The organism is Tabrizicola sp. (genome assembly GCF_030694085.1).
Taxonomy (GTDB): Bacteria; Pseudomonadota; Alphaproteobacteria; order Rhodobacterales; family Rhodobacteraceae; genus Tabrizicola.
This window is the reverse complement of sequence record NZ_JAUXZE010000056.1, coordinates 138,618-161,620: the sequence shown is the minus strand read 5'-3', so window position 1 is coordinate 161,620 and position 23,003 is coordinate 138,618. Positions and strand designations below refer to the sequence as shown.

Here is a 23,003-nt window from a genome sequence, read left to right as displayed (position 1 = left end):
TTAGCCCCCGAAGAGCCCGTGCACCGGGGCCAGAAGCCCCAGCGCCAGCACTGCAACCACCGCGCCGATCAGAGCGTCGAAGCGGTCCAGCACTCCGCCATGCCCAGGGATCAGGTTCGAGGCATCCTTCACTCCCGCCCGCCGCTTGACCCAGCTCTCCGCGATGTCGCCCAACTGCCCGGCAAAGGCCACCAGTGCCGACAGCGGCACCAGCAGCCAGCTTGCGCCCGCGCCCATCACCATCACCATCACCAGGCCGACCAGCGCCGCGCCGATCCAGCCCGCGACGGTGCCCGACCAGGTCTTTTTGGGACTGACCCTTTCCCAGAACTTCGGGCCACCCAACATCCGGCCCGCAAAATAGCCCAGGACATCCGAGGCCACGACCACCGCCACCAGCCAGAGTATAACCGTTGTTCCGCCGGTCTCGCGCAGGTCGATCAGGCCGTATCCCGCAAGCATGATTGCCAAGGCGTAGGCCGCAGCCAACCGCCTGTCGCGCCGGGGCGTCATGAGCAGCGCCACCGACGGCCCTGCAAGAAACAGAGCCGCGACATCCGTCCTAAGCACCAGCGCCGCCACCAGTGCCACCGATGCCGCCACCGCAAGCATGACCGGGGACCGCTGTCGATGCGGTGCCGTCATCGTTGCCAGCTCCCAGATCATCACCCCGGTCAGCGCCACGACCAGCGCCGCGAAGGCCGATCCGCCCAGCCAGATCTCGACCGCCCCTACTGCGACCATCACGATGGCCGACAGGATCCGCGTGCGCAGGTCGGACCACTTGCCCGACGGGGCGGGCACCGGGTCCATCACCGCAGCACCCCGCCAAAGCGACGCTCGCGGTTGGAGAATCGCTGAACGATGGACGCCAACTCGTCAGGACCGAAGTCGGGCCAGAGCGTCTCGGTGAATTCGTATTCGGAGTAGGCCGCTTGCCAGGGCAGGAAATTCGAGGTCCGCGTCTCGCCGCTGGTGCGGATCACAAGGTCGGGGTCGGGCAAACCGCCGGTATCCAGCCGCTCGGCAAAGGCCGCCTCGGTCACATGGCGGGGGTCCAGGATGCCTTGCGCCGCCGCTTCGGCGATCTTGCGCACGGCCCGCAGGATCTCGTCCCGGCCGCCGTAGTTGATCGCAACCGTCAGGTTCAAGCGGTCAAGGCCCGCGGTCCGCGCCTCGATCCCGGCCATCATCCGCTGCAACTTGGGGTCCAGGCGGCTGCGATCCCCGATAAAGCGCATCCGCACCCCGGCCTTGGCCAGCCGGTCCGCCTCGCGCTCGATGTAGCGGGCAAAGATCGCCATCAGGCCCAGAACTTCTTCCGTGGACCGCTTCCAGTTCTCGGTCGAGAAGGCGTAAAGCGTCAGCCAGCTGATCCCCAGGTCGGGGGCGGCCTTGACGATTTCGCGGACCCGTTCGGCGCCCTTGCGGTGACCCACCAGCCGCGCCCAGCCCCGGTTGGTTGCCCATCGCCCGTTGCCGTCCATGATGATCGCCAGGTGGTTCACGGGTCGCATCGCGACACCCACCTGCAAGTCCTTCGACAATCGCCGCCCCTCCGCCAGCAGGTCAGACCTGCATGATCTCTGCCTGCTTGGCCTCCAGCGCCCGGTCGACGGCGGCAATCGCCGCGTCGGTCAGCTCCTGCACCGCGTCGGACCAGAACTTCTGGTCGTCCTCGCCCATGCCTTGCGCCTTCGCCTTCTTGATCTGGTCCATTCCATCACGCCGCACGTTGCGAATCGCAACCTTGGCGCTCTCGGCATATTGCGCAGCAACTTTGGTCAATTCGCGGCGACGCTCTTCGTTCAACTCGGGGATCGGCAGGCGGATCAGCGGCCCGTCGGCGATCGGATTGATCCCGATGCCGCTTTCACGGATCGCCTTTTCCACCTTCGAGATCATTCCCTTGTCCCAAATGTTGATCACCACCATCCGCGGCTCGGGGACGTTCACCGTGCCAAGCTGGTTGATCGGCGTCATCTGGCCATAGGCTTCAACCTGGATCGGCTCGACCAGCGCGGCCGAGGCGCGGCCGGTTCGCAGCGACGAGAATTCCGTCTTCAGCGCCGCCATTGCGCCATCCATCCGGCGCTGGATTGCATCGGTGTCGATCTCGAGATCTTCATGTGCCATGCGACAGGTCCTTCACTTCGAGTGCGGGCCTCACCCCGCGATTTCGCGCTCTATAGCAGAGCGTCGCGCGCCCGGTATAGGCCCAAGCTCCTGACCTGCCGGAGAGCGTCTGTCGCGGGGGAACGGGCAACTCGGGTTAGTCCTGGACCCGAGTATAGGTCCCCTCACCCGCAAGGATCCCCCGGAAACCGCCCGGTTCATCCAGGCTGAAGACGATGATCGGCAGGTTGTTGTCGCGGGCCAGCGCAATCGCGGTGGCATCCATAACGCCAAGATGCTTTTCCAGCACCTCGTCATAGGTCACGTTGTCGTAGCGCCTGGCGTCCGCATGCTTCTTTGGGTCCTTGTCATAGACCCCATCGACCTTGGTGCCCTTGAAGATCGCCTGACAGGCCATTTCGGACGCCCGCAGGGTCGCAGCCGTGTCAGTGGTGAAATAAGGGTTGCCTGTTCCGGCCGCAAAGATGCAGACCCGCTTCTTTTCCAGGTGCCGCACGGCGCGGCGGCGGATGTAGGGCTCGCAGACCTGGTCCATCGGGATCGCGCTGATGACGCGGGTGAAGACGCCAATCGCCTCCAGCGCCGACTGCATCGCCAGCGCGTTCATCACCGTGGCCAGCATCCCCATGTAATCAGCCGTCGTCCGCTCCATCCCCTGGGCGCTGCCTTGCAGGCCGCGGAAGATGTTGCCGCCGCCGATCACCATGCAGATCTCGACCCCCAGGTCGCGGACCGACTTCACCTCTTGCGCGATCCGCGCGACTGTTGGCGGATGCAGGCCATAGCCCTGGTCGCCCATCAGCGCCTCGCCCGAAATCTTCAGCATCACTCGGCTGTATTTGGTGGCCGGCTCGGACATGGGACCCCTGCATATCGTTTTCTTGTTTGGACTGGGCCGCAAAATGTCGCAAAACCGCGGGAGGTTCAACCGGAGTTCGGATGCGGATCGACACCATATCGCGTGACGCACCGGTGCTGCTGGCAGGCCCCACGGCCAGCGGCAAATCGGCTCTTGCGATGGAGCTTGCCGCACGGGATGGCCGCCTGATCGTCAATGCGGACGCGCTGCAGGTTTATGAGAACTGGCGTATTCTGACCGCCCGACCTTCCCGTGAAGACGAGGTGGCCCTGCCCCATGCCTTGTATGGCCACGTTGCGCGCGATACGGCCTACTCTGTCGGGCACTGGTTGCGCGATGTGGGTCCGCTTCTTGACCGTCCTGTCGTGATCGTCGGTGGAACCGGCTTGTATTTCAACGCTTTGACCCGGGGCCTGGCCCAGGTGCCCGAGATCCCGCCCGCGGTCCGCAGCGAAGCGGACGCCCGCCTGGCCGTTGAAGGCCACGCTGCCCTTCTGACAGAACTCGATCCCGCCACCATCGCCCGGATCGACCAGATGAACCCAGTTCGTATTCAGCGCGCCTGGGAAGTCTGGCGCGCGACGGGACGCGGTCTTGCCTCGTGGCAAGACGACACGCCATCGCCTATCCTGCCAGTGTCGCAGGCCGAGGCGCTGGTTCTGGTGCCCGATGTAGACTGGCTGAACGCCCGGATCGATCGCCGCTTCACCCAGATGCTGACCGAAGGGGCAGTGGATGAAGCACGGGGAAACCTGATCGGCTGGGATCCAAGGCGACCCTCATCGAAGGCCATTGGCGGGCCGGAACTGATCGCGCATCTCCGGGGGGAGATGACCCTGTTCGACGCTACCGCTGCGGCGACGCTGGGCAGTCGGCAATATGCCAAGCGGCAGCGGACCTGGTTCAGATCGAACATGAAGCCGTGGCAGCAGGTTTTGCTTCCCTGACAAAGGCTTGCACGCCGTAGTTGTGGCGGCTTTCCGCTTATCCACAGGCTTTTACACAAGATAATGGAACATCGGTGGACAACTCGGTCCGGCACCGGCGAATTTTGCTTGGGTTGCCCCCTTGCCCCTGCTTTACTGGACAGGCCAGCGCCTCTGCCACAGGATCCGCTCCGTCATGTTGAAGTCCGCCCCTGCCTCGCAGCTTCGTCTTGTTGCGATCCCGCGTCTTGCCGCTGGCGGTCGATGGCGTGTCGAAGCCATGCGTTCCCTGTCCGAGCCTTGCCTGCTGTGGTTCACAAAGGGCCAGGGACGGATCACGATCTCGGGGGTGACCCGCGGATACACAGCACATAATGCGGTCTTCATCCCCGCCGGCGTCATGCATGGCTTCGAGGCCGGGCCGCAGGTTTTCGGCACGGCAGTCTTTTTTGGGCGCGATCCGAAGGTCGTGCTGCCGAAATCCCCGCTGCATCTGCGCATCCGCGAGGTCCATGCCCAGCAAGAGGTCAACGTCCTGCTTGATTCGATCCTGCGCGAACTGGAAAGCGACACGCCCGCCCATGAACGCGCGACCGAGGCCTATGTTGGGCTGCTGGGTGTCTGGCTGGAAAGGCAGGCGCGGAAGGCCGACCCCCTGGAAAGCCCGCGCCAGGATGCGACTCGACGGCTTGTGGCCCGCTACACCGCGCTTTTGGAACGGAACTTTCGCACCGGAATGAACGTGGCTGACTTTGCCGCCGCACTGGGAGTTACCCCCACGCATCTGACGCGCTGCTGCAATGCCGCCTGCGGTCGGTCGGCGTCGGCGCTGCTGCAGGACCGCCGGATTTTCGAAGCCCGCAAGCTTCTGGCCGAGACGAAGGTCCCGGTCGGCAAGATCGCAGAACAACTGGGCTTCAATTCCCCGGCCTACTTCACCCGCGCCTTCCAGCATCTGACCGGGAAATCGCCGTCAGCCTTCCGCCGCGCCGGCTGACGAATATTTGTCCTGCGGGTAAAAAAATCGACCTGAAGATGTCGCTTTTGGATGCCATCAGTCGAAACCAGTCGTTGACGCCTGATTGAAAAAAATGCGCAATGGATATGGGGGTGCGCGGGTAGAGCGTGCTGTCTGGACCGGTATCACCGCTCAGTCAGCAAGAGGTCTCGCGTCACCACAACCAATGAAAAAGAATCTGACCAGGGAGACCAGAATGAAAGACATGATCCACGAGGCCGAGGTCCACTCGGCCGCGAAGATGTACGTTGCTGAATACGCTGAAGGCAAACTCAGCCGTCGCGAATTCCTGACCCGCACGACCGCGCTTGGGGTTTCGGCCGCAGCGGCCTATGGCCTGATCGGTCTGCCCGCTCCGGCCCAGGCCCAGGAGGCCAAGGTCGGCGGCAAGATCCGCGTCGCGATGGAAGTGAAGGGCACCAAGGACCCGCGGCTGGCCGACTGGCCGCAGATCGCCAACATCTACCGGGGATGGCTGGAATATCTGATCCAGTACAACAATGACGGCTCGTTCGAAGGCCGGTTGCTGGAAAGCTGGGAAGCCAACGCCGACGCGACACAATACACGCTGAAGGTCCGCCAGGGCGTGACCTGGAACAACGGCGAGCCCTTCACCGCTGACGACGTGGTGCGCAACTTTGCCCGCTGGACCGACGGCAACGTCGAGGGCAACGCGATGGCATCGCGCTTCACCGGCCTGGTGGACGAAGCGACAAAGACGATGCGCGAAGGCGCCGTCGTCAAGCTTGACGACTCGACCGTGCAACTGAACCTGACCGCGTCGGACATCGCGATCGTGGCGAACCTCTCGGACTATCCGGCCGCCGTCGTGCACTCATCCTTCCAGGACGGCCAGGACCCGGCGTCGAACCCGATCGGCACCGGCCCATACATCCCGCAGGAAGTCTCGGTTGGCCAGAAGGCGGTTCTGGTCCGCGCGCCGAACCACACCTGGTGGGGTGGCACGGCACCACTGGACGAGATCACCTATGTCGACTTCGGAACCGACCCGGCCGCAATGGTTGCGCTCTTCTCCTCGGACGAGGTGGACGCAAACTATGAATCAGTCGGTGAATTCATCGACATCCTTGATGGCATGGAATTGGTGAAGGAAGAGCTTACTACCGCCTCGACCATCGTGGTGCGGATGAACTCGTCCTCGGACCTCTACAAGGACAAGGCCGTGCGCTCGGCGGTTCAGTTGGCGGTCGACCCGAATGTCGTGCTGGAACTGGGCTACAACAACCTGGGCAAGACCGGCGAGAACCACCACGCGTTCCCGATCCACCCGGAATACCCGACGCTGCCCGCGCAGACCATCAACCCGGCGGGTCTGATGCCGGCGCTGGAAGCCGCTGGCCTGAAGGACGCCCAGTTCGAAGTGATCTCGCTGGACGACGGCTGGGAAGCGGCGACCACGGCTGCGGTTCAGGCCCAGCTGAAGGACGCGGGCATGAACATCAAGCACACGGTCATGCCGGGCTCGACGTTCTGGAACGACTGGCAGAAGTATCCGTTCTCGTCCACGACCTGGAACCACCGTCCGCTCGCCGTTCAGAACATGAGCCTCGCCTACACCTCGACCGGCTCGTGGAACGAAACCGCGATGGCCAACCCCGAGTTCGATGCGCTGATGGCCAAGGCCCTGTCGCTGGCCGATGCCGACCAGCGGCGTGAGCTGATGGTGCAGATGTGCACGATCCTTCAGGATGAAGGCTATATCATCAACCCGTTCTCGCGGTCGTTGTTCAGCCACCACAAGGACGGCTACGCCGGCCTCGAGCATCATCCCGCGTTCGAGCACCACCACTACAAGTGGTCGATGGCCTGATCGCCGAGACCGGCTAAGAACTAACAAGGGGCGCGCCCGTCGCGCCCCTTACCGGGGGCATTTACCGAAATCGAGGGGACCGGCATGGGATTGTTCGTGCTGCGGCGTCTTGGGGTCATGCTGTTGACCGCCATCGCCCTGACCTTTGTGGTCTTCTACCTGACAAACCTGCAGCCCAACCTGGAAAAGCTGGCCCGGACCGAAGGGTCCGTGCGCATGACCGAAGAGGCAGTCCAAGACTGGATCGCCCAGAACGGCCACTCCGGTTCGGTCTTCCTGCGCTACGGTCAATGGCTTGGCGTGGTCCCTGGCTGGACCTACACCGATGAGAAGGGCCAGATGCGCGGTCGCTGCTTCGCAATAGGTCAGGACGCTGCTGCTGCGCCCGATTACTGCGGGCTGCTGCAAGGCAACTGGGGCTTTTCGACGTTCTTCAAGACGCCCGTGATGGCTTCGCTGGGCGACAAGCTTGCCGCGACCGGCTGGCTGATGCTTGCGGTGATGCTGGTCATGGTCCCGACCTCGCTGATCTTGGGCGTGCTGTCGGGGATGCGCGAAGGTTCGGCGACGGACCGGACGCTTTCGACCTTCTCCATCGCCTCGACCGCCACGCCGGAATATGTTTCGGGCGTCGTCCTTGTGGCGCTGTTTGCCACGGCGGCCACCGGCATCTCGCCGATCCTGGCCGAATACGGGCTGATCGAGCCGAAGAAGACCCTATTCCTTGCATCGGCCACTTCGGCGATGGACGACATCACCTTCTGGAACTTCACCCTGCCGGTGATGACAATCGCGCTTTACGGTATCGGCTACATTGCCCGGATGACCCGCGCCTCGATGACCGAGGTGATGACCCAGCAATACATCCGCACCGCTCGGCTGAAAGGCGTGCCTTTCCGCACCGTGGTCATGCGCCATGCGCTGCGGAACGCACTGATTGCACCCTTTACCGTGATCATGCTGCAGTTCCCCTGGCTTTTGAACGGTGTGGTGATCGTGGAGAGCCTTTTCAACTACAAGGGCTTTGGCTGGACGCTGGTTCAGGCGGCCTCGAACAACGACATCCCGCTTCTCCTGGCCTGTTCGGTCGTGGCCGTGGTCGTCGTCCTGCTGACCCAGCTGATTTCGGACATCGGCTATGTCTTCCTGAACCCCCGCATCCGGCTGGCCTGAGGGAGGGCGCGTCATGGACCAACTGACCTGGACGGGATCGGCGGGCACGGTGCTTCTGCCCGTCATGCAAATCGCGGTGCTGGTGCTGATGCTGGCATTGGTTGCCAAGCTGCTTTTCGTCCTTGCGGGCCTCGATGTGCCCCGCCTGCCGGGGCCTGACGGCACCATCGCAGCACGCACGCCCGGGCTGTTTGCAAGCTTGGCCATCCGCTACAGTTTTCTTGCCGCCCTGGGCGCGGTCCTACTGACCCTTGCGGCAGGCGCGGTGATGCCCTCGCAGGTCGAGGCCGGAATCCTGGGATCAATGGCAGTGCGGTTCTGGCCCGTGTGGCTGGCCTTGGCTGCAACCTTCGTGCTGTCGCTTCGCTTCCGCCGCAGGCTTGGGCTTTACGGCAAGCTTTTCGATTCGACCGTGGGGATGATCGGCTTTGCCATCGTCATGTTCTGGGTTTTTACCGCGATCTTCGCCGATATGATCATTACTCAGGACCCCTTCGCACAGCTTTCCGGCCTGAAGAACAAGGTCCCAGGTATCGCTGCGCCCGAAAGCGCCTATGGCTGGTATCTTCTAGGCGGGGACCACCTGGCTCGCGACGTCTTCAGCCGCATGGTGATGGGCGCGCGCGAGGTCCTGAAGATCGCCCCCGCCGCAACCCTGTTCGCCTTCATGGTCGGCATTACCCTTGGCCTGCCGGCAGGCTATTTTGGCGGCAAGCTGGATACCTTCATCTCGTTCCTGGCGAACCTGGTTCTGGCCTTCCCGGTGATCCTGCTCTTCTATCTGCTCGTCACCCCCGAGATCCGCGACACCGGCATCCCGATCGTCCTGGCTGGGCTTCTCTTCCTGTTCCCGATCATCTTTCTGACCGTCCTGTGGAACAGCCGTTACTACACCAACCCGCCGCAACGGAACCTCTACGTCGGGATCACGCTCGTCCTCGGCCTCTGGGCCTATTCCGGCCTTGCTTTCAACATGGACCCCCTCGGCGTCTGGTCGATGGAGCCGAACATGCTGAACGTCTTCGTCTCGGTCGTGTTCGTGAACTCGCCCGGCGTCTTCCGTATCGTCCGCGGCCTGGTCATGGACATCAAGGCGCGCGACTACGTGGCGGCGGGCCAGACCCGCGGCGAGGGCCCCTGGTACATCATGCTGTGGGAGATCCTGCCCAATGCCCGCGGCCCGCTGATCGTGGACTTCTGCCTGCGCATCGGCTACACCACGATCCTGCTCGGGACGCTTGGCTTCTTCGGCCTTGGCGTGTCGCCCGACAGCCCCGACTGGGGCTCGACCATCGACGACGGGCGGAAGCTTCTGAACCTCTTCCCGCATCCGGCGCTTGCGCCAGCCCTTGCCCTCATGAGCCTGGTCCTCGGCCTGAATCTCCTTGCCGACGGCCTGCGCGAAGAAAGCCTGAAGGATTGATGCCATGACAGCCGTCGCCCCCGACATCGCCTGGGATCCGTCGCAGCCGATCCTGGAAATCGAACATCTCTCGATCTCGTTCTTCACCCGCCTGCGGGAGATCCCGGCGGTGATGGACTTTTCCTGCACCGTGATGGCCGGCGAGGCGATGGGGCTGGTCGGAGAGTCCGGCTGTGGCAAATCCACGGTCGCGCTGGGCGTGATGCGCGAGCTGGGCAAGAACGGCCGGATTGTCTCGGGGTCGATCAAGTTCAAGGGCCGCGACCTGGCAAGGATGAGCGACGAAGAGCTGCGCCATATCCGCGGATCGGAAATCGCGATGATCTACCAAGAGCCGATGGCCTCGCTGAACCCGGCGATGAAGGTCGGCGCGCAGCTTGCCGAAGTGCCGATGCTTCATTCCGGCATGTCGAAGGACGCCGCCTGGAAACTTGCGCGCGAAATCGTCGCGGATGTGCGGCTGCCAGACCCTGACCGAATCATCAATGCCTACCCGCACCAGCTGTCCGGCGGCCAGCAGCAGCGCATCGTCATTGCGATGGCGCTGATGGCCAAGCCTGCGCTCCTTATCCTGGACGAACCCACCACGGCGCTGGACGTGACGGTGGAAGCGGGGATTGTCGACCTGGTCAAGGAACTTGGGCAGAAATACGGGACCTCGATGCTGTTCATCAGCCACAACCTTGGCCTGGTGATGGATGTCTGCGACCGGATCTGCGTCATGTATTCCGGCGAGGCGGTGGAGACCGGGAACGTCGTCGAGGTCTTTGACGAGATGCGGCACCCCTATACCCAGGCGCTCTTCCGCTCGATCCCGTTGCCCGGCGCCGACAAGAACGCAAGGCCCCTGATCTCGATCCCCGGCAACTTCCCCCTGCCCCACGAACGCCCACCCGGCTGCAACTTCGGCCCGCGCTGCGACTATTTCCAGAAAGGCCGGTGCGACGCCTCTGACGTGCCGATGTACCCGGTCCCGGACAGCGACCGGCATGAGACCCGCTGCTTGCGCTGGAGCGAGATCGACTGGACCGCGCCCCCCGCCAAGCGTGAAGTGAAGCAGAAGGCCGAGATCGGCAAGGTCGTCCTGAAGATGGAGGACTTGCGGAAGTACTACTCTGTTTCGGGCGGGGCCTTCGGCGGTGGTGCCAAGAAAGTCGTCAAGGCGAACGAGACGCTCAGCTTCGAGGCCCGTGAAGGCGAAACACTGGCCATCGTTGGTGAATCCGGTTGCGGCAAGTCGACCTTCGCCAAGGTTCTGATGGGGCTCGAGACAGCGACCTCGGGCTCGATCATGCTCTTTGACGAAAACGTCCAATCCACCCCGATCCAGAAGCGCAACACCGACACCGTGTCTCAGGTGCAGATGGTCTTCCAGAACCCCTTCGATACCCTGAACCCGTCGATGACTGTGGGTCGCCAGATCATCCGCGCGCTCGAGATCTTCAAGTATGGTAAGTCCGACGCAGAACGGCATGACCGGATGCTGGAGCTTCTGGACCTGGTGAAACTGCCCCGCGCCTTCGCCGAGCGGATGCCGCGTCAACTTTCGGGCGGCCAGAAGCAGCGCGTCGGCATTGCACGGGCCTTTGCCGGGGGCGCGAAGGTGGTGGTGGCGGACGAACCTGTCTCGGCGCTTGACGTCAGTGTCCAGGCGGCGGTGACCGATCTTCTGATGGACATCCAGCGCGAGAACAGGACGACGCTCCTGTTCATCAGCCACGACCTTTCCATCGTCCGCTACCTGTCGGATCGGGTCATGGTCATGTACCTCGGGCACGTCGTGGAAATGGGGACGACCGATCAGGTCTTTGCGCCCCCCTACCACCCCTACACCGAAGCGCTGCTATCGGCCGTGCCCATTGCCGACACCAAGATCATCCGCAAACGGATCGTGCTGGAAGGCGATATCCCCAGCGCGATGAATCCGCCGCCGGGTTGCCCGTTCCAGACCCGGTGCCGCTGGAAGTCCCAGGTGCCGGGCAACCTTTGCGAAACCGAGGTTCCGCCGGTGCAGGTGCTGGAGGGTGGGCATCAGGTCAAGTGCCACCTCAGCCGTGATGTGCTGGCCCAGATGGAGCCGGTGATCAAGGTCGCCGCCGAATAAGGGATGCGCAGGCGTAGGGTGGGCGATCCGCCCACCTTCCGTCAGCCGAGGATGGCTTTCACGTAATTCTCGGTTTCGGCATAGGGCGGGATACCGTTGTAGGCCTCGACCGCTCCGGGTCCGGCATTATAGGCCGCCAGGGCCAGTTCCCAGGTGCCGAACTTGTCGAACATCATCCGCAGGTAGCGCGCGCCGCCTTCCAGGTTTGCCTCCGGGTCCGAGATGTCCACGCCAAGGATCTCGGCCGTTCCGGGCATCAGTTGGGCCAGTCCGGTCGCACCCTTGGACGACACCGCCACGACATTCCAGCCGCTTTCTTGCTGCACAAGCCGCAGGAACAGGTCCTCGGGCACGCCATGCTTGCGCGCCGCCGCCTTGGCGACCTCAAGATAGGCGCCCTTGTAGCTGCCGCGATAGGCCGGGATGCCTTCAGCCGCCGCCGTCTCTTCGCCCTTCTTGTATTTCGGTGTGTGCTTGACCGAGCCCGAGTACTGCTTCTTCAGCTTCCGGTCGATCAGGTCGGCCTGAGACTCGAAGAGCGCCGAGCGAGACTTTGTCGAGCCGCTGAGGTTCAGCCCTTCGGCGCCCGCCGGCAACGCGCCGCAGACAATCAGGGCCGACACCGCCAGCCGTCTTGCGATCCTCATGCCGACCTTCACCTGTCCCACGCACCTATGATGCATCGGCGGTGACTATAGCCTCTCCGCCCGGATTTTCCAGACCGCAGTTCGGCGGCAATCCAGACCTTGCCGCCAGTCCTTGCTGCCAGACCCTGCCGACGCTCTGGTTGCAGCCGCCCGGAAGGACGGTATAGGTTTGTTAACCATCCGCGGCGAACCTGCCCGGGACATCTGCAAGGGAGAATCGCATGGCGGGGTCGGTCAACAAGGTCATCATCATCGGCAACCTCGGCCGCGATCCCGAGGTGCGCAGTTTCCAGAATGGCGGCAAGGTGGTGAACCTGCGCATCGCCACGTCGGAAACCTGGCGCGACAAGCAATCGGGCGAACGCAAGGAGCGGACCGAATGGCATTCGGTCGCAATCTTCAACGAAGGGCTGGCCAAGATCGCCGAACAGTACCTGAAGAAGGGCAGCACGGTCTATATTGAAGGCTCGCTGGAGACCCGCAAATGGCAGGACCAGTCGGGGCAGGACAAGTACACGACCGAAATCGTGCTTCGCCCCTACAATGGCAACCTGACCCTCCTCGGCGGTCGTGGCGAAGGCGGCGGCGGTGGCGGCAGCTATGAGGACCGCAGCGGCTATGACGAGGGCGGCCAGGGCGGTGGCCAAGGTGGCGGCTACGGCGGCGGCTCTGCGTCTGGCGGCGGGCGCGGCGGCGCATCATCGGGCGGCGGGGCGCGCTCCGACATGGACGACGAGATCCCGTTCTGATCCTGAACCCGATCCCGCCGGTGGCACTGGACCTTGACCGGGGCATTCCCTATATAATCGGTCAACAACCTTTGCCGCCGGAACACACCCATGCAGGACCAGACTGAGGGCCAGCCCCTCATCAAGCCCTCGACAACTGACCATCCGCTCTATCCGCAGATCGTCGAGGCCTGCCGGACGGTCTATGACCCGGAAATCCCGGTCAATATCTTCGACCTTGGCCTCGTCTACACGATCGAGATCGGCCAGGAAAACGAAGTCGAGATCACCATGACCCTCACCGCCCCCGGCTGCCCTGTCGCCGGAGAGATGCCCGGCTGGGTCGCCAATGCGGTGGAACCCCTGCCTGGCGTAAAGCAGGTCGACGTTCAGATGACATTCGACCCGCCGTGGGGCATGGACATGATGTCCGACGAAGCTCGGCTGGAACTCGGCTTCATGTAGCATCAAGTCTTATGACTTGATTTTCCGATTTTAAAGTCCCATGACTTGATTGAACGCATTTCTAGTCGTGAGACCTCATGATCCGGTCGCAGATCGCAGTCCTGACCGGCGACCTGGTCGCCTCTACCCGGCAGACCACTGACCGGGTAGACGAGGCGATGCAGATTCTGCGCCAGGTGGCGGACCAGATCGCCACATGGCACTCACCGCCACACGATACCCGTTTCACCCGGTTTCGTGGTGATGGCTGGCAACTCTTGCTTGCGGACCCCGGCCTTGCGCTTCGCGCTGCCGTCGTGCTTCAGGGACGGCTCGGGGCGTTAGGACTCGAAAGCCGCATCTCGATAGGAATCGCGCCTGCCGAAACCCTCGGCACCACAGACCTGTCTGATGCCGCAGGCAAGGCCTTCGAACTCTCGGGACAGGGGCTCGACAAGATGGCCGACACCTATCGCATCGCCATCGCGGGCCCCTCGGTGACCGAAGCCGATGCGATGATCGCCGATCTTCTGGGCGAGCGCATGGGGCGCTGGACCGCAGCACAGGCCGAAGCTGCCGCCCTGCAGCTTGCGTCGCCCGAAAGGATCATCACCCTGAACCAGATCGGCAAAATCCTTGGCATCAGCCCGCAGGCCGTCAACGACCGGGTACGGGGAGCAGGATGCGCTACCATTGCCTCGGTGCTGCGTCGGTGGGAAGTTCTCAAGCGCCGCGACACCCGGGACCCCGCGCCATGACCGAGACCTTCATCGCCCTTCTGTTCGCGCATACCCTGGCCGATTTCGTCTTCCAGAACGACTGGATCGTTCGGAACAAGCGCAACCCGCTGGCCCTGGGCCTGCACGCCGTGATCGTTTGGCTGACCGCAGTGGCCACCACCGGAACGTTGCACTCTGCGCTTCTGGCCCTTGCCCTGGTCCACGTCTGTATTGACGTCGGCAAGCTGGTCCTCTCGCAGCTCTGGAAAAGCTCAGCCGGGTTCGGCCCCTTCATGCTTGACCAGGCCCTGCATCTGGCCAGTCTGATGGCCCTCACACTCTGGTTACCCGATCTCTGGGCGCATGGTCTCTGGTCGCCGGGCGCGGCCGTAACAGTCGCCGACAGCGGCATCCTGGGAACCGGGTTCTGGGCGGACGAGGTGGCACTGCCCGTCAGCCACCTGCCTGCAATGATGGTCCTGATGACTGGCCTGATCCTGGCCACCCGCGCCGGCGGCTTTGCAATCGGCTTGCTGATGGAACCCTTTGCCCCCCACCTTGGAAAAGGTGACGCCAGCAAGAGCCTGCCTGGCGCAGGCCGGGTCATCGGCTATCTTGAGCGTGGGCTCATCTTTGCACTTGTCCTTTTCGGCCAGGCGCAAGGCGTCGGCCTCTTGATCGCTGCCAAATCCATCCTGCGCTTCGGGGCCGTCAAGGACGACCGCAGGCTCTCGGAATACGTGATCATCGGCACGCTGGCCTCGTTCGGCTGGGCGCTGATCGTGGCCTTTGCCACGCTTCACGCCCTTGCGCTGACAGCACCGCTTGGAATTTTGCCCGCAGCACCTTAGATTGACGTCAAAGGAGACCATCCAATGTTTGGCATCCCCGGCAAGGCCGCTGTATCCCTGACCCCTGCCGCCACGCGCCAGATTGCGCGGCTGATGTCGCGTGAGGGCAGCCAGGGCCTGCGCATCGGCGTCAAGAAGGGCGGCTGCGCGGGCATGGAATACACGATGGACTATGTCACCTCGGTCAATCCGCTGGACGAGGTGGTCGAACAAGATGGCGCGCGCGTGATGATCGCGCCGATGGCCCAGATGTTCCTGATCGGCACCGAGATCGACTACGAAGTCGGCTTGGTCGAAAGCGGCTTCAAGTTCCGCAACCCCAACGTGGTCGAGGCCTGCGGGTGTGGCGAGTCGATCAAGTTCCGCGACGCCCCCGCTGCGTGAACGGCCCGCCGGACACATTGTTCTCGATCTGCCGTCTTTTCCTTTGCGCGCTGACACGCTAGGCGTGTGACACGCCAAAAAGGAATTGCAGACATGAAGAAGCTCGCCGCCGGAAACTGGAAGATGAATGGCACCAAGGCCGCTCTGGCCGAGGTTTCAGCCCTGCTTGCCGCCCATCCCACCCCGGCCTGCGAAATGCTTCTGTGCCCGCCCGCCACACTGATCGACCGGATGGCCGAGGCAGCCAAGGGATCTGCCCTCCTGGTCGGCGCGCAAGACTGTCATGCCAAGCCGCAAGGGGCGCATACAGGTGATCTGTCAGCCGCCATGCTGAAGGAGGCCGGCGCGACACATGTGATCCTGGGCCACTCCGAGCGTCGCACCGACCACGGTGAGACCGACGACCTTGTCCGCTCCAAGGCGCAGGCCGTAGTGGATTCGGGCCTGATCGCCATCGTCTGCATCGGCGAGACCGAGGCCGAGCGTGATGCCGGACAGACCCTGGCCGTGATCGGGACGCAGATCGACGGCTCGATCCCGCTGGGCGCGACGGCGGCGAACCTCGTGGTGGCCTATGAACCCGTCTGGGCCATCGGCACCGGCCGCACCCCCACCCTGGCCGAAATCGCCGAGGTGCACAGCTTTCTGCGCGGCCGTCTGCGCGGGCTGATCGGAGAAGAGGCGAACGGGGTTCGCCTGCTTTATGGCGGCTCGGTCAAGCCTTCGAACGCAACCGACATCTTCGCCGTGCCGCATGTCGACGGCGCACTGGTCGGCGGGGCCAGCCTCAAGGCCGCGGATTTCGGTGCCATCGTCGCAGCCCTTTCCGCCGCCTGACGACCTTGCCCTGTCGCGGACAGGCCAGCCCTGCCCGCGACGCCCCCCTAGGCTGCGCGAATGACCACACTTGACCCTACGGCGCGGCGCTCTCTTGTCGTCTCGAACCTGATCTGTCTCGCCTCGATGGTGACCTGGGCTGCCGGACTGCCGGCTGCCGACCTGATCATCCCGCACATGCCGCCCATCGCCCTGACCGCCTGCCGCGCGCTTTTGGCGGCGGCGGTCCTGCTGCCAATCTGGTGGGTCGTGGAGGGCGGCAAGGTCGTGCTAAGTGCAAACTGGCTGCGGGGCACCTGGGTTGGCTTCGTGACCCTGGGGCTTGCCTCGTTCTTCGTGATCATTGCGCTGCAGTACAATGACCCGGTGACCGTCGCCATCGTCAGCGCGATCATGCCGGTGATCGGCATCCTGCTGGAATGTCTTGCCGACCACCGCCCCTTCACCCGGGCGCTTGCTGTCGGCCTGATCCTGTCGGTGGCTGGCGGGTTGATCGCGGTCAGCGGGGCCGACGGCGAGGTCAGCTTTGGTATCGGTGTCCTTGCCGCGCTCGCCTCAGTCACCTTCTACACCTGGGGCTCGCGCGAGACGGTGAAGGCCTTCCCCGACCTCACCCCCCTGGGTCGCAGCACGATCACGATTGCTGGCGGGGCCATCGTCGCCACCATCGCCGCGCTGGCCGACGGCGTGCTCCGCGACGAGTGGCCCGACTGGGCCGCGATCGGCTGGGTCGAGTTCGGCGGGCTGGCCGCCTTCTCCATCGGCTCAATGGCCATCGCGCAGCTCCTCTGGATCGTCTCGGTCGGCCGGATCGGCATCGGGGCGGCCTCGATGCATATGAACGCCGTGCCATTCTATGTCATGCTGATGGTCTTCCTGATGGGCGGCCCCTGGAATTGGGCGCAGACCGTCGGAGCCGCCATCGTCGTGACCGGAGCGGCTATCGCCCAGGGCCTGATCGGGGGAAAGCGCACGTGATCGAACTGCAGCAATCCCCCACTGATCCCGCTTTCGTCCAGGACCCCTATCAGTTCTACGAACGCGCCCGCGCCGCCGGTCCCTTCTTCCGCTGGACCGACTACAATCTCACCTGCACCGGCAACGCCGCCGCCGTGAACGCCATCTTCCGGGACCGCCGCTTCGGGCGCGAGCCGGTGGACCCCCTGCCGATCCCGTCCCATCTCGCCCCGTTCTACGCGGTCGAAGCCCATTCCATGCTGGAACTGGAACCACCCCGCCACACCCGCCTGCGCAACCTCGTCCTGCGCGCCTTCACTTCGCGCCGCATCGCGGCCCTTGCACCCGACATCAAGGCGCTTGCGACAGAACTGGCCGAAGCCTGCCCCGAAGGCGAATTCGACCTCCTGACCGCTTTCGCCCAGCCCCTCCCCGTCCGTATCATCGCCCGCCTGCTGGGCGTGCCCGAGGACATGGCCCCGGACCTTCTCCGCTGGTCCAACGCGATGGTCGGCATGTACATGGCAGGCCGCACGCGTGAGATGGAAGACAAGGCCGTCACCGCGACCGAAGCCTTTGTCGCCTTCCTTCGCGCCTATATCGACGAACGCCGCGCCCGTCCCGCCGACGACCTGATCACCCATCTCGTTGCCGCCGAGATGCAGGGCGACAAGCTTTCCACCGACGAACTGATCTCGACCTGCATCCTGCTGCTGAATGCGGGCCACGAAGCGACTGTCCACACCATCGGCAACGGCGTGAAGACGCTTCTGGAAACCCGCACGCCCCTGTCCGCCCTGGCCCCCGAAAACGTGGAGTCCACGGTCGAGGAAATCCTGCGTTACGACCCCGCCCTGCACATGTTCACCCGATGGGCCCATGAGGAGATCGAGGTCATGGGCCACCGCTTCCAGCGCGGGGACCAGGTGGCGCTCCTCCTTGCCGCTGCAAACCGCGATCCCGGCACCTGGGCAGACCCCGCCCGCTTCAACCCATCACGCCCGGTGAAGCCCCACGCCAGCTTCGGCGCAGGCCTGCACTTCTGCGTCGGCGCCCCCCTGGCCCGGCTGGAGCTGCAGATAGCCCTGCCGATCCTGTTCCAGCACCATCCCCGCCTCGCTCTCGCCACCAAGCCACGGTACGGCGACGTCTACCACTTTCACGGCCTGCGCGAATTGCGCGTCACCGGATAACCCTTTCACCTGGCAACAAATATCCCCGCAGGAGGCCGCACAAGGAGGAGGGCGTAAGCCCCGACGACGAGACAAGAAACTTGCGCGTCAGCGCTCCACATCGAAACCGCCGGTCACAGGGGCAGGACGGTCGTCGACTTGATCTCTTCCATGCTGAGAAGCGCCGTCACGTTGTAGATCCGCACTTCGGAAATCAGCGCCTGATAGAAGGTGTCATAGGCCCGCGCGTTCTTCACCCGCACCTTCAGGATATAGTCGATGTCCCCGGCCAGTCGGTGCGCCTCCAGCACCTCCGGTCGTTCGCGCAGGGCCTTCAGGAACTTCCGCTGCCACTCTGCCTCATGTTCGCTGGTGCGGATCAGCACGAAAAAGCAGGCCTCCAGCCCCAGAGCTTCGGGGTCCAGGATCGCAGTCGTCCGGCTGATCACACCCTGCTCCCGCATCCGGCGGATCCGGTTCCACACCGGCGTCTTCGACGAGCCCACCCTGCGGGCGATCTCGTCCAGCGACTGCTCCGCGTCCGACTGCAACTCGGACAGGATTTTCCGATCCAGATCGTCCAGTTGGGCAGCCATTCCCGTCCTCCCGCGTTTCGCAGAACCCCGTTCCACATCTGCTCATTATCGGAACGTTCGTCCTTATCTGCAAGCCCCACTGGCCCACAATTGGGAAAATATCCTATATTCATGAGGCAACCCCATCACCCCGAGGGCCCTCGATGAGCCGCCGCTTCACACCGAAGATCGTAACTGCCAACCGTCTGCGCGAAGGCGACGTGGTCTACTTGACTGCCGATGACCAATGGTCGCCCTTCCACCACAAGGCGGAACTGATCGAGGACGAAGCCCATGCCCAGATGCGTCTGCTGCACGCAAATGCCCAGAAGTTGACCATCGTGGGTGCCTATCTCGCAGATGCCCGCCCCGGTTTGCTCGGCCCGGAACCGACCCACTTCCGCGAGGAATTCCGCACCCGCGGTCCCTCGAACTATCACCACGGCAAGCAAGCCGACCTGGCCAGCTGAGAGCGCGCATGTATTCCTACTCCGACTTCGATGAAGCCTTCGTCCGCACCCGCGTCGCCCAGTTCACCAACCAGGTGGAACGCCGCCTCGACGGCTCGCTCACCGAGGATGAATTCCGGCCCCTGCGCCTGATGAACGGCCTTTACCTGCAGCTGCATGCCTACATGCTGCGCGTGGCAATCCCCTATGGCACGGTCAGCCCGCGCCAGATGCGGCAGCTTGCCTACATTGCCGACACCTGGGACAAGGGCTACGGCCACTTCACCACCCGGCAGAACATCCAGTTCAACTGGCCGAAACTGCCCGACGTGCCCGCGATCCTGTCTGCGCTGGCGGACGTCGAGATGCACGCGATCCAGACCTCGGGCAACTGCGTCCGCAACGTCACCGCCGACCATTTCGCCGGTGCCGCAGCTGATGAGATCGCCGACCCGCGGCCTTACGCGGAGCTTCTTCGTCAATGGTCCACCGACCACCCGGAATTCCAGTTCCTGCCGCGCAAGTTCAAGATCGCCATCACCGGCAGCCCGAACGACCGCGCCGTGACCCGAGCCCATGACATCGGCCTGCGCATGGTCCGCAATGGCGCAGGCGAACCCGGCTTCGAGGTCATCGTCGGCGGCGGCCTTGGCCGGACTCCGATGATCGGCGTAACCGTCCGCGACTTTCTGCCCGAGGCCGACCTCCTGCCCTACGTCGAGGCTGTCCTCAGCGTCTACAACACGCTCGGCCGACGCGACAACAAGTACAAGGCGCGGATCAAGATCACCGTGCATGAGACCGGGGCCGAGGAAATCACCCGGATGATCGAAGCCCGCTTTGCCGAGCTTCGCCCTCTCTTTGGCGGTAACGACCAGAAGCTTCTTGCCGAGATCCGCGAAGCCTTCGCGCCGCCCGCCTTCCGCAACGCACCGACCGACGCTTACAATGCCTTCTACCAGGCCGACCCGGTGTTCCGCGCATGGGCCGACACCAATCTTAGCGCACACCGCAACGCGCAGTACGCCATCGTCACAATCAGCCTGAAAGCGCATGGGCAAACGCCGGGCGATGCCTCCTCCGACCAGATGCGCCTTATGGCCGATCTGGCAGAACGCTACGGCCATTCCGACCTGCGCATCAGCCACGAGCAGAACGTTATCCTGCCGCATGTCCACAAGTCGGACCTGCCAACGCTGCACGCCGCCCTGACGCAGGCCGGCCTTGGTACCGCCAACGTCGGGCTTCTGAGCGACATCATCGCCTGCCCCGGCATGGACTACTGCGCGCTGGCCACCGCCCGCTCGATCCCCGTGGCACAAGAGTTGGCGACGCACTTCGAGGCGCTGAAGCTGGAACACGAGATCGGCCCTTTGAAGATCAAGATCTCGGGCTGCATCAACGCCTGCGGGCATCACCACGTGGGCCATATCGGCATCTTGGGCCTCGACCGAGCAGGGGTCGAAAACTACCAGATCACCCTGGGCGGTGACGGCACCGAAGACGCGGTGATCGGCGAAAAGACCGGCCCCGGCTTTGCTTATACGGAAATCGTGCCCGCCATCGAACGCATCCTGCGCGCCTACCTGGGCCTGCGGGTCGAGCCGTCCGAGACCTTCCTGCAAGCCTTCAAGCGCGTCGGGATGGAGCCGTTCAAGGCAGCCCTCTACGACACGGAAGCGGCACAAGATGCCGCGTGACGCTGGTCAGATCGGACGGCATGAAGGCCCCGTCGCCGAACGGGTGGCCACGCTTAATGCGCGCTACAAGCACCATTCGGCCACGGCGGTGCTGGAGCACGCGCTGAAGGACGACGATCTGGGTCGCGTGGCGCTGGTGTCGTCCTTCGGGGCGGAATCCGTGGTGCTTCTGCACCTCGTCTCGGTCATCGCGCCTGAGACGCCGGTTCTCTTCATCGACACCCGGATGCTGTTTGCCGAAACGCTCGACTACCAGCGCGAGCTGGCCGAAAAGCTGAACCTCTGCGACGTGCGCACCATCCGCGCCAACCCGGCTCGCGTCAGCTTCGAAGATCCCGACGGCACGCTGCACCAGTTCTCGACCGACAGCTGCTGCAACGTCCGCAAGGTCGAGCCGCTGGAACGCGCGCTGGCCCCCTTCGACGGCTGGATCACCGGGCGAAAGCGGTTCCAGAACTCGGATCGCGGAACCATAGACTTTTTCGAGAACGAGGGCGACTTTCGGATCAAGGTCAATCCGCTGGCCCACTGGGGCCGTGAAGATCTTGAAGAATACATGGTCGAGAACCGCCTGCCTCGGCACCCGCTGGTTGCCAAGGGATACCCCTCGATCGGTTGCGCCCCCTGCACCAGCCCGGTGAAGCCGGGGGAAGATCCGCGCGCTGGCCGTTGGCGGGGCCAGGCCAAGACCGAATGTGGCATCCATTTCATTGACGGCAAGGCCGTGAAAGTCCCGAAGGAGAACGCGGCATGACCGTCATCGTAACCGACGCAGGCTTCCTACCCGGCACCCAAGCCGAGATCGTGGCCCTGGCGGATTTCACCGACCAGACTGCGGTGGACCTTGCCAATACCGACGACCCCACGACACTGGCCGGGCGGCTGGAGCTGATCCGCCTCATCCGCGTCACTTTCCCGGCTTTCAACGACGGCCGGGCCTTCACCATCGCCCGCCGCCTGCGCGAGATGGGCTACAAGGGCCAGTTGCTGGCCAAGGGTCCGGTGATTGCCGACCAGTACGCGATGCTCCGCCGCGTGGGCTTTGATGGGGCAGAGATCCCCGACGACCTCGCGGCCCGCCAGCCGGCCGACCAGTGGCAGTTCCGTGCCGACTGGCGCGAGCATCACTATCAGGCGCGCCTGCGCGCCTGATTCCCCCCACTTTGCCGCGGCCCCCAAGGGCTTCCCTTGGCAGGCCCGCTCGCCTATGGAGGGCGAAACGATGAATGAGGCTCTGACGATGGACGCCGCCCGCACCAAGCCGCACTTGCCCGACGCGCAGGTCGTGACCAGTGTGAAGCACTGGACCGACCGGCTGTTTTCGTTCCGGGTGTCGCGCCCCGCCAGCCTGCGCTTCCGGTCCGGTGAGTTCGTGATGATCGGCTTGATGGGCGACAACGGAAAGCCACTTCTTCGGGCCTACTCCATCGCTTCGCCGTCTTGGGACGAGGAGCTGGAGTTCTACTCGATCAAGGTGCCGGACGGCCCGCTGACCAGCCGGCTCCAGCATATCCAGCCGGGGGATGAGATCATCCTGCGGCCAAAGCCGGTGGGGACGCTGGTGGTGGATGCGCTGCTTCCCGGCAAGCGGCTATGGTTCCTTGCGACGGGGACCGGCCTTGCCCCCTTCGCCAGCCTGATGCGGGACCCGGAGGTCTATGAGAAGTTCGACCAGGTCATCATGATGCACACCTGCCGCGAGGTGGCCGAACTGGAGTATGGGCGGCAGCTGGTCGAGGGGTTGGAGGCCGATCCTCTGATTGGCGAGACGGTGCAAGGCAAGCTCCGCTACTATCCGACGACCACGCGGGAAGAGTTTCACCACATGGGGCGGGTCACCGACAACCTGGCTTCCGGCAAGGTCTTCGCGGACCTCGGCCTGCCGAAGATGAACCCCGAGGAAGACCGGGCAATGGTCTGCGGGAGCCTTGCCTTCAACGTCGATGTGAAGGCAATCCTGGAAGGGTTCGGGCTGCGTGAGGGGGCCAACTCGGAGCCGCAGGAATTTGTGGTGGAAAAGGCCTTCGTGGGCGACGGGATCTGATCTGTCCACGGTGGACAAAATCCGAT

Annotated in this window: 25 protein-coding genes; 19 read left to right on the top strand and 6 right to left on the bottom strand. The window is 64.0% G+C overall.

From position 1 onward, the window contains the following. From Q8M85_RS14375 to pyrH, 4 genes are all read right to left on the bottom strand, one after another. Window positions 1-813: a phosphatidate cytidylyltransferase gene (locus Q8M85_RS14375; protein ID WP_305545813.1), complete on the bottom strand. Its 813-nt coding sequence runs from the start codon at window positions 811-813 to the stop codon at window positions 1-3. Then, window positions 813-1,517: a polyprenyl diphosphate synthase gene (uppS, locus tag Q8M85_RS14370; protein WP_305546048.1), complete on the bottom strand. Its 705-nt coding sequence runs from the start codon at window positions 1,515-1,517 to the stop codon at window positions 813-815. The genes Q8M85_RS14375 and uppS overlap by 1 nt, the downstream gene beginning before the upstream one ends. A 52-nt stretch (window positions 1,518-1,569) precedes the next feature. Continuing rightward, entirely contained in the window at window positions 1,570-2,136 is a 567-nt protein-coding gene (gene frr / locus Q8M85_RS14365) for a ribosome recycling factor (RefSeq protein WP_305545811.1), read from the bottom strand. Window positions 2,137-2,272: 136 nt separating this feature from the next. Then, window positions 2,273-2,995: a UMP kinase gene (gene pyrH / locus Q8M85_RS14360; RefSeq protein WP_305545809.1), complete on the bottom strand. Its 723-nt coding sequence runs from the start codon at window positions 2,993-2,995 to the stop codon at window positions 2,273-2,275. An 80-nt stretch (window positions 2,996-3,075) separates the two neighbouring features. On the opposite strand from pyrH, the gene miaA reads away from it, so the two are divergent. The 6 genes from miaA (at window position 3,076) to Q8M85_RS14330 (ending at window position 11,470) form a co-directional block, all read left to right on the top strand. Further along, window positions 3,076-3,942: a tRNA (adenosine(37)-N6)-dimethylallyltransferase MiaA gene (gene miaA, locus Q8M85_RS14355; RefSeq protein ID WP_305545807.1), complete on the top strand. Its 867-nt coding sequence runs from the start codon at window positions 3,076-3,078 to the stop codon at window positions 3,940-3,942. 175 nt (window positions 3,943-4,117) lie between these two features. Further along, window positions 4,118-4,918, top strand: coding sequence for an AraC family transcriptional regulator (locus tag Q8M85_RS14350; RefSeq protein ID WP_305545805.1), 801 nt, complete (start codon window positions 4,118-4,120; stop codon window positions 4,916-4,918). Between the two features lie 217 nt (window positions 4,919-5,135). Next, window positions 5,136-6,770, top strand: a complete 1,635-nt coding sequence (locus tag Q8M85_RS14345; RefSeq protein WP_305545803.1) for an ABC transporter substrate-binding protein — start codon at window positions 5,136-5,138, stop codon at window positions 6,768-6,770. An 84-nt stretch (window positions 6,771-6,854) separates the two neighbouring features. Beyond that, window positions 6,855-7,943, top strand: coding sequence for an ABC transporter permease (locus tag Q8M85_RS14340; protein WP_305545801.1), 1,089 nt, complete (start codon window positions 6,855-6,857; stop codon window positions 7,941-7,943). A 13-nt stretch (window positions 7,944-7,956) separates the two neighbouring features. Beyond that, window positions 7,957-9,366, top strand: coding sequence for an ABC transporter permease (locus Q8M85_RS14335; protein ID WP_305545799.1), 1,410 nt, complete (start codon window positions 7,957-7,959; stop codon window positions 9,364-9,366). Window positions 9,367-9,370: 4 nt separating this feature from the next. Continuing rightward, window positions 9,371-11,470: an ABC transporter ATP-binding protein gene (locus tag Q8M85_RS14330; RefSeq protein WP_305545796.1), complete on the top strand. Its 2,100-nt coding sequence runs from the start codon at window positions 9,371-9,373 to the stop codon at window positions 11,468-11,470. A gap of 41 nt (window positions 11,471-11,511) precedes the next feature. On the opposite strand, the gene Q8M85_RS14325 is transcribed toward Q8M85_RS14330, so the two are convergent. Next, window positions 11,512-12,117 (bottom strand): lytic transglycosylase domain-containing protein, encoded by a 606-nt coding sequence (locus tag Q8M85_RS14325; RefSeq protein ID WP_305545794.1) that lies wholly within the window; start codon window positions 12,115-12,117, stop codon window positions 11,512-11,514. A 221-nt stretch (window positions 12,118-12,338) separates the two neighbouring features. Here Q8M85_RS14325 and ssb point away from each other — a divergent pair, with 221 nt between their 5' ends. The 8 genes from ssb to Q8M85_RS14285 all read left to right on the top strand — a co-directional run bounded on the left by ssb (window position 12,339) and on the right by Q8M85_RS14285 (window position 18,230). Beyond that, window positions 12,339-12,866 (top strand): single-stranded DNA-binding protein, encoded by a 528-nt coding sequence (gene ssb, locus Q8M85_RS14320; protein ID WP_305545792.1) that lies wholly within the window; start codon window positions 12,339-12,341, stop codon window positions 12,864-12,866. A gap of 90 nt (window positions 12,867-12,956) precedes the next feature. After that, complete coding sequence (locus Q8M85_RS14315; RefSeq protein WP_305545791.1) at window positions 12,957-13,310, top strand: SUF system Fe-S cluster assembly protein; 354 nt, start codon at window positions 12,957-12,959, stop codon at window positions 13,308-13,310. A 77-nt stretch (window positions 13,311-13,387) separates the two neighbouring features. Beyond that, on the top strand, window positions 13,388-14,047 hold the full coding sequence (locus tag Q8M85_RS14310; RefSeq protein ID WP_305545790.1) for a hypothetical protein: 660 nt from the start codon (window positions 13,388-13,390) through the stop codon (window positions 14,045-14,047). Beyond that, complete coding sequence (locus Q8M85_RS14305) at window positions 14,044-14,859, top strand: DUF3307 domain-containing protein (RefSeq protein WP_305545788.1); 816 nt, start codon at window positions 14,044-14,046, stop codon at window positions 14,857-14,859. Before Q8M85_RS14310 ends, Q8M85_RS14305 begins: the two co-directional genes overlap by 4 nt. Before the next feature lie 24 nt (window positions 14,860-14,883). Beyond that, a complete protein-coding gene (locus Q8M85_RS14300; protein ID WP_305545786.1) occupies window positions 14,884-15,243 on the top strand; it encodes an iron-sulfur cluster assembly accessory protein in 360 nt (119 codons plus the stop codon). Between the two features lie 93 nt (window positions 15,244-15,336). Beyond that, window positions 15,337-16,080, top strand: coding sequence for a triose-phosphate isomerase (gene tpiA / locus Q8M85_RS14295; protein WP_305545784.1), 744 nt, complete (start codon window positions 15,337-15,339; stop codon window positions 16,078-16,080). A gap of 60 nt (window positions 16,081-16,140) precedes the next feature. Continuing rightward, window positions 16,141-17,058, top strand: a complete 918-nt coding sequence (locus Q8M85_RS14290; protein ID WP_305545782.1) for a DMT family transporter — start codon at window positions 16,141-16,143, stop codon at window positions 17,056-17,058. Then, the gene (locus tag Q8M85_RS14285; protein WP_305545781.1) at window positions 17,055-18,230 is read left to right on the top strand and encodes a cytochrome P450; all 1,176 of its coding nucleotides are present in this window, start codon (window positions 17,055-17,057) and stop codon (window positions 18,228-18,230) included. Before Q8M85_RS14290 ends, Q8M85_RS14285 begins: the two co-directional genes overlap by 4 nt. Window positions 18,231-18,343: 113 nt before the next feature. Here the strand turns inward: Q8M85_RS14285 and Q8M85_RS14280 are convergent, their stop codons facing one another. Continuing rightward, on the bottom strand, window positions 18,344-18,805 hold the full coding sequence (locus Q8M85_RS14280) for an Lrp/AsnC family transcriptional regulator (RefSeq protein ID WP_305545778.1): 462 nt from the start codon (window positions 18,803-18,805) through the stop codon (window positions 18,344-18,346). Window positions 18,806-18,948: 143 nt separating this feature from the next. On the opposite strand from Q8M85_RS14280, the gene Q8M85_RS14275 reads away from it, so the two are divergent. The 5 genes from Q8M85_RS14275 (at window position 18,949) to Q8M85_RS14255 (ending at window position 22,977) form a co-directional block, all read left to right on the top strand. Beyond that, entirely contained in the window at window positions 18,949-19,254 is a 306-nt protein-coding gene (locus tag Q8M85_RS14275; RefSeq protein ID WP_305545777.1) for a DUF2849 domain-containing protein, read from the top strand. 8 nt (window positions 19,255-19,262) lie between these two features. Then, window positions 19,263-20,933 carry a nitrite/sulfite reductase gene (locus Q8M85_RS14270; protein ID WP_305545776.1) on the top strand — a complete coding sequence of 557 codons (1,671 nt, stop codon included), beginning with the start codon at window positions 19,263-19,265 and terminating at the stop codon, window positions 20,931-20,933. After that, on the top strand, window positions 20,923-21,687 hold the full coding sequence (locus Q8M85_RS14265; RefSeq protein WP_305545775.1) for a phosphoadenylyl-sulfate reductase: 765 nt from the start codon (window positions 20,923-20,925) through the stop codon (window positions 21,685-21,687). The genes Q8M85_RS14270 and Q8M85_RS14265 overlap by 11 nt, the downstream gene beginning before the upstream one ends. Further along, window positions 21,684-22,085 (top strand): DUF934 domain-containing protein, encoded by a 402-nt coding sequence (locus Q8M85_RS14260; RefSeq protein ID WP_305545774.1) that lies wholly within the window; start codon window positions 21,684-21,686, stop codon window positions 22,083-22,085. Before Q8M85_RS14265 ends, Q8M85_RS14260 begins: the two co-directional genes overlap by 4 nt. Before the next feature lie 70 nt (window positions 22,086-22,155). Continuing rightward, window positions 22,156-22,977, top strand: a complete 822-nt coding sequence (locus Q8M85_RS14255; protein WP_305545773.1) for a ferredoxin--NADP reductase — start codon at window positions 22,156-22,158, stop codon at window positions 22,975-22,977. Window positions 22,978-23,003: the final 26 nt, after the last annotated feature.

Coding starts and splice junctions, on each gene's coding strand:
- Q8M85_RS14280 (WP_305545778.1), bottom strand. CDS start 18,805: ATGGCTGCCCAACTGGACGATCTGGATCGGAAAATCCTGTCCGAGTTG.
- Q8M85_RS14335 (WP_305545799.1), top strand. CDS start 7,957: ATGGACCAACTGACCTGGACGGGATCGGCGGGCACGGTGCTTCTGCCC.
- pyrH (WP_305545809.1), bottom strand. CDS start 2,995: ATGTCCGAGCCGGCCACCAAATACAGCCGAGTGATGCTGAAGATTTCG.
- Q8M85_RS14305 (WP_305545788.1), top strand. CDS start 14,044: ATGACCGAGACCTTCATCGCCCTTCTGTTCGCGCATACCCTGGCCGAT.
- Q8M85_RS14255 (WP_305545773.1), top strand. CDS start 22,156: ATGAATGAGGCTCTGACGATGGACGCCGCCCGCACCAAGCCGCACTTG.
- Q8M85_RS14345 (WP_305545803.1), top strand. CDS start 5,136: ATGAAAGACATGATCCACGAGGCCGAGGTCCACTCGGCCGCGAAGATG.
- Q8M85_RS14340 (WP_305545801.1), top strand. CDS start 6,855: ATGGGATTGTTCGTGCTGCGGCGTCTTGGGGTCATGCTGTTGACCGCC.
- Q8M85_RS14350 (WP_305545805.1), top strand. CDS start 4,118: ATGTTGAAGTCCGCCCCTGCCTCGCAGCTTCGTCTTGTTGCGATCCCG.
- frr (WP_305545811.1), bottom strand. CDS start 2,136: ATGGCACATGAAGATCTCGAGATCGACACCGATGCAATCCAGCGCCGG.
- Q8M85_RS14265 (WP_305545775.1), top strand. CDS start 20,923: ATGCCGCGTGACGCTGGTCAGATCGGACGGCATGAAGGCCCCGTCGCC.
- tpiA (WP_305545784.1), top strand. CDS start 15,337: ATGAAGAAGCTCGCCGCCGGAAACTGGAAGATGAATGGCACCAAGGCC.
- Q8M85_RS14310 (WP_305545790.1), top strand. CDS start 13,388: ATGATCCGGTCGCAGATCGCAGTCCTGACCGGCGACCTGGTCGCCTCT.
- miaA (WP_305545807.1), top strand. CDS start 3,076: ATGCGGATCGACACCATATCGCGTGACGCACCGGTGCTGCTGGCAGGC.
- Q8M85_RS14330 (WP_305545796.1), top strand. CDS start 9,371: ATGACAGCCGTCGCCCCCGACATCGCCTGGGATCCGTCGCAGCCGATC.
- Q8M85_RS14275 (WP_305545777.1), top strand. CDS start 18,949: ATGAGCCGCCGCTTCACACCGAAGATCGTAACTGCCAACCGTCTGCGC.
- Q8M85_RS14290 (WP_305545782.1), top strand. CDS start 16,141: ATGACCACACTTGACCCTACGGCGCGGCGCTCTCTTGTCGTCTCGAAC.
- uppS (WP_305546048.1), bottom strand. CDS start 1,517: ATGCGACCCGTGAACCACCTGGCGATCATCATGGACGGCAACGGGCGA.
- Q8M85_RS14315 (WP_305545791.1), top strand. CDS start 12,957: ATGCAGGACCAGACTGAGGGCCAGCCCCTCATCAAGCCCTCGACAACT.
- Q8M85_RS14260 (WP_305545774.1), top strand. CDS start 21,684: ATGACCGTCATCGTAACCGACGCAGGCTTCCTACCCGGCACCCAAGCC.
- ssb (WP_305545792.1), top strand. CDS start 12,339: ATGGCGGGGTCGGTCAACAAGGTCATCATCATCGGCAACCTCGGCCGC.
- Q8M85_RS14300 (WP_305545786.1), top strand. CDS start 14,884: ATGTTTGGCATCCCCGGCAAGGCCGCTGTATCCCTGACCCCTGCCGCC.
- Q8M85_RS14270 (WP_305545776.1), top strand. CDS start 19,263: ATGTATTCCTACTCCGACTTCGATGAAGCCTTCGTCCGCACCCGCGTC.
- Q8M85_RS14375 (WP_305545813.1), bottom strand. CDS start 813: ATGGACCCGGTGCCCGCCCCGTCGGGCAAGTGGTCCGACCTGCGCACG.
- Q8M85_RS14325 (WP_305545794.1), bottom strand. CDS start 12,117: ATGAGGATCGCAAGACGGCTGGCGGTGTCGGCCCTGATTGTCTGCGGC.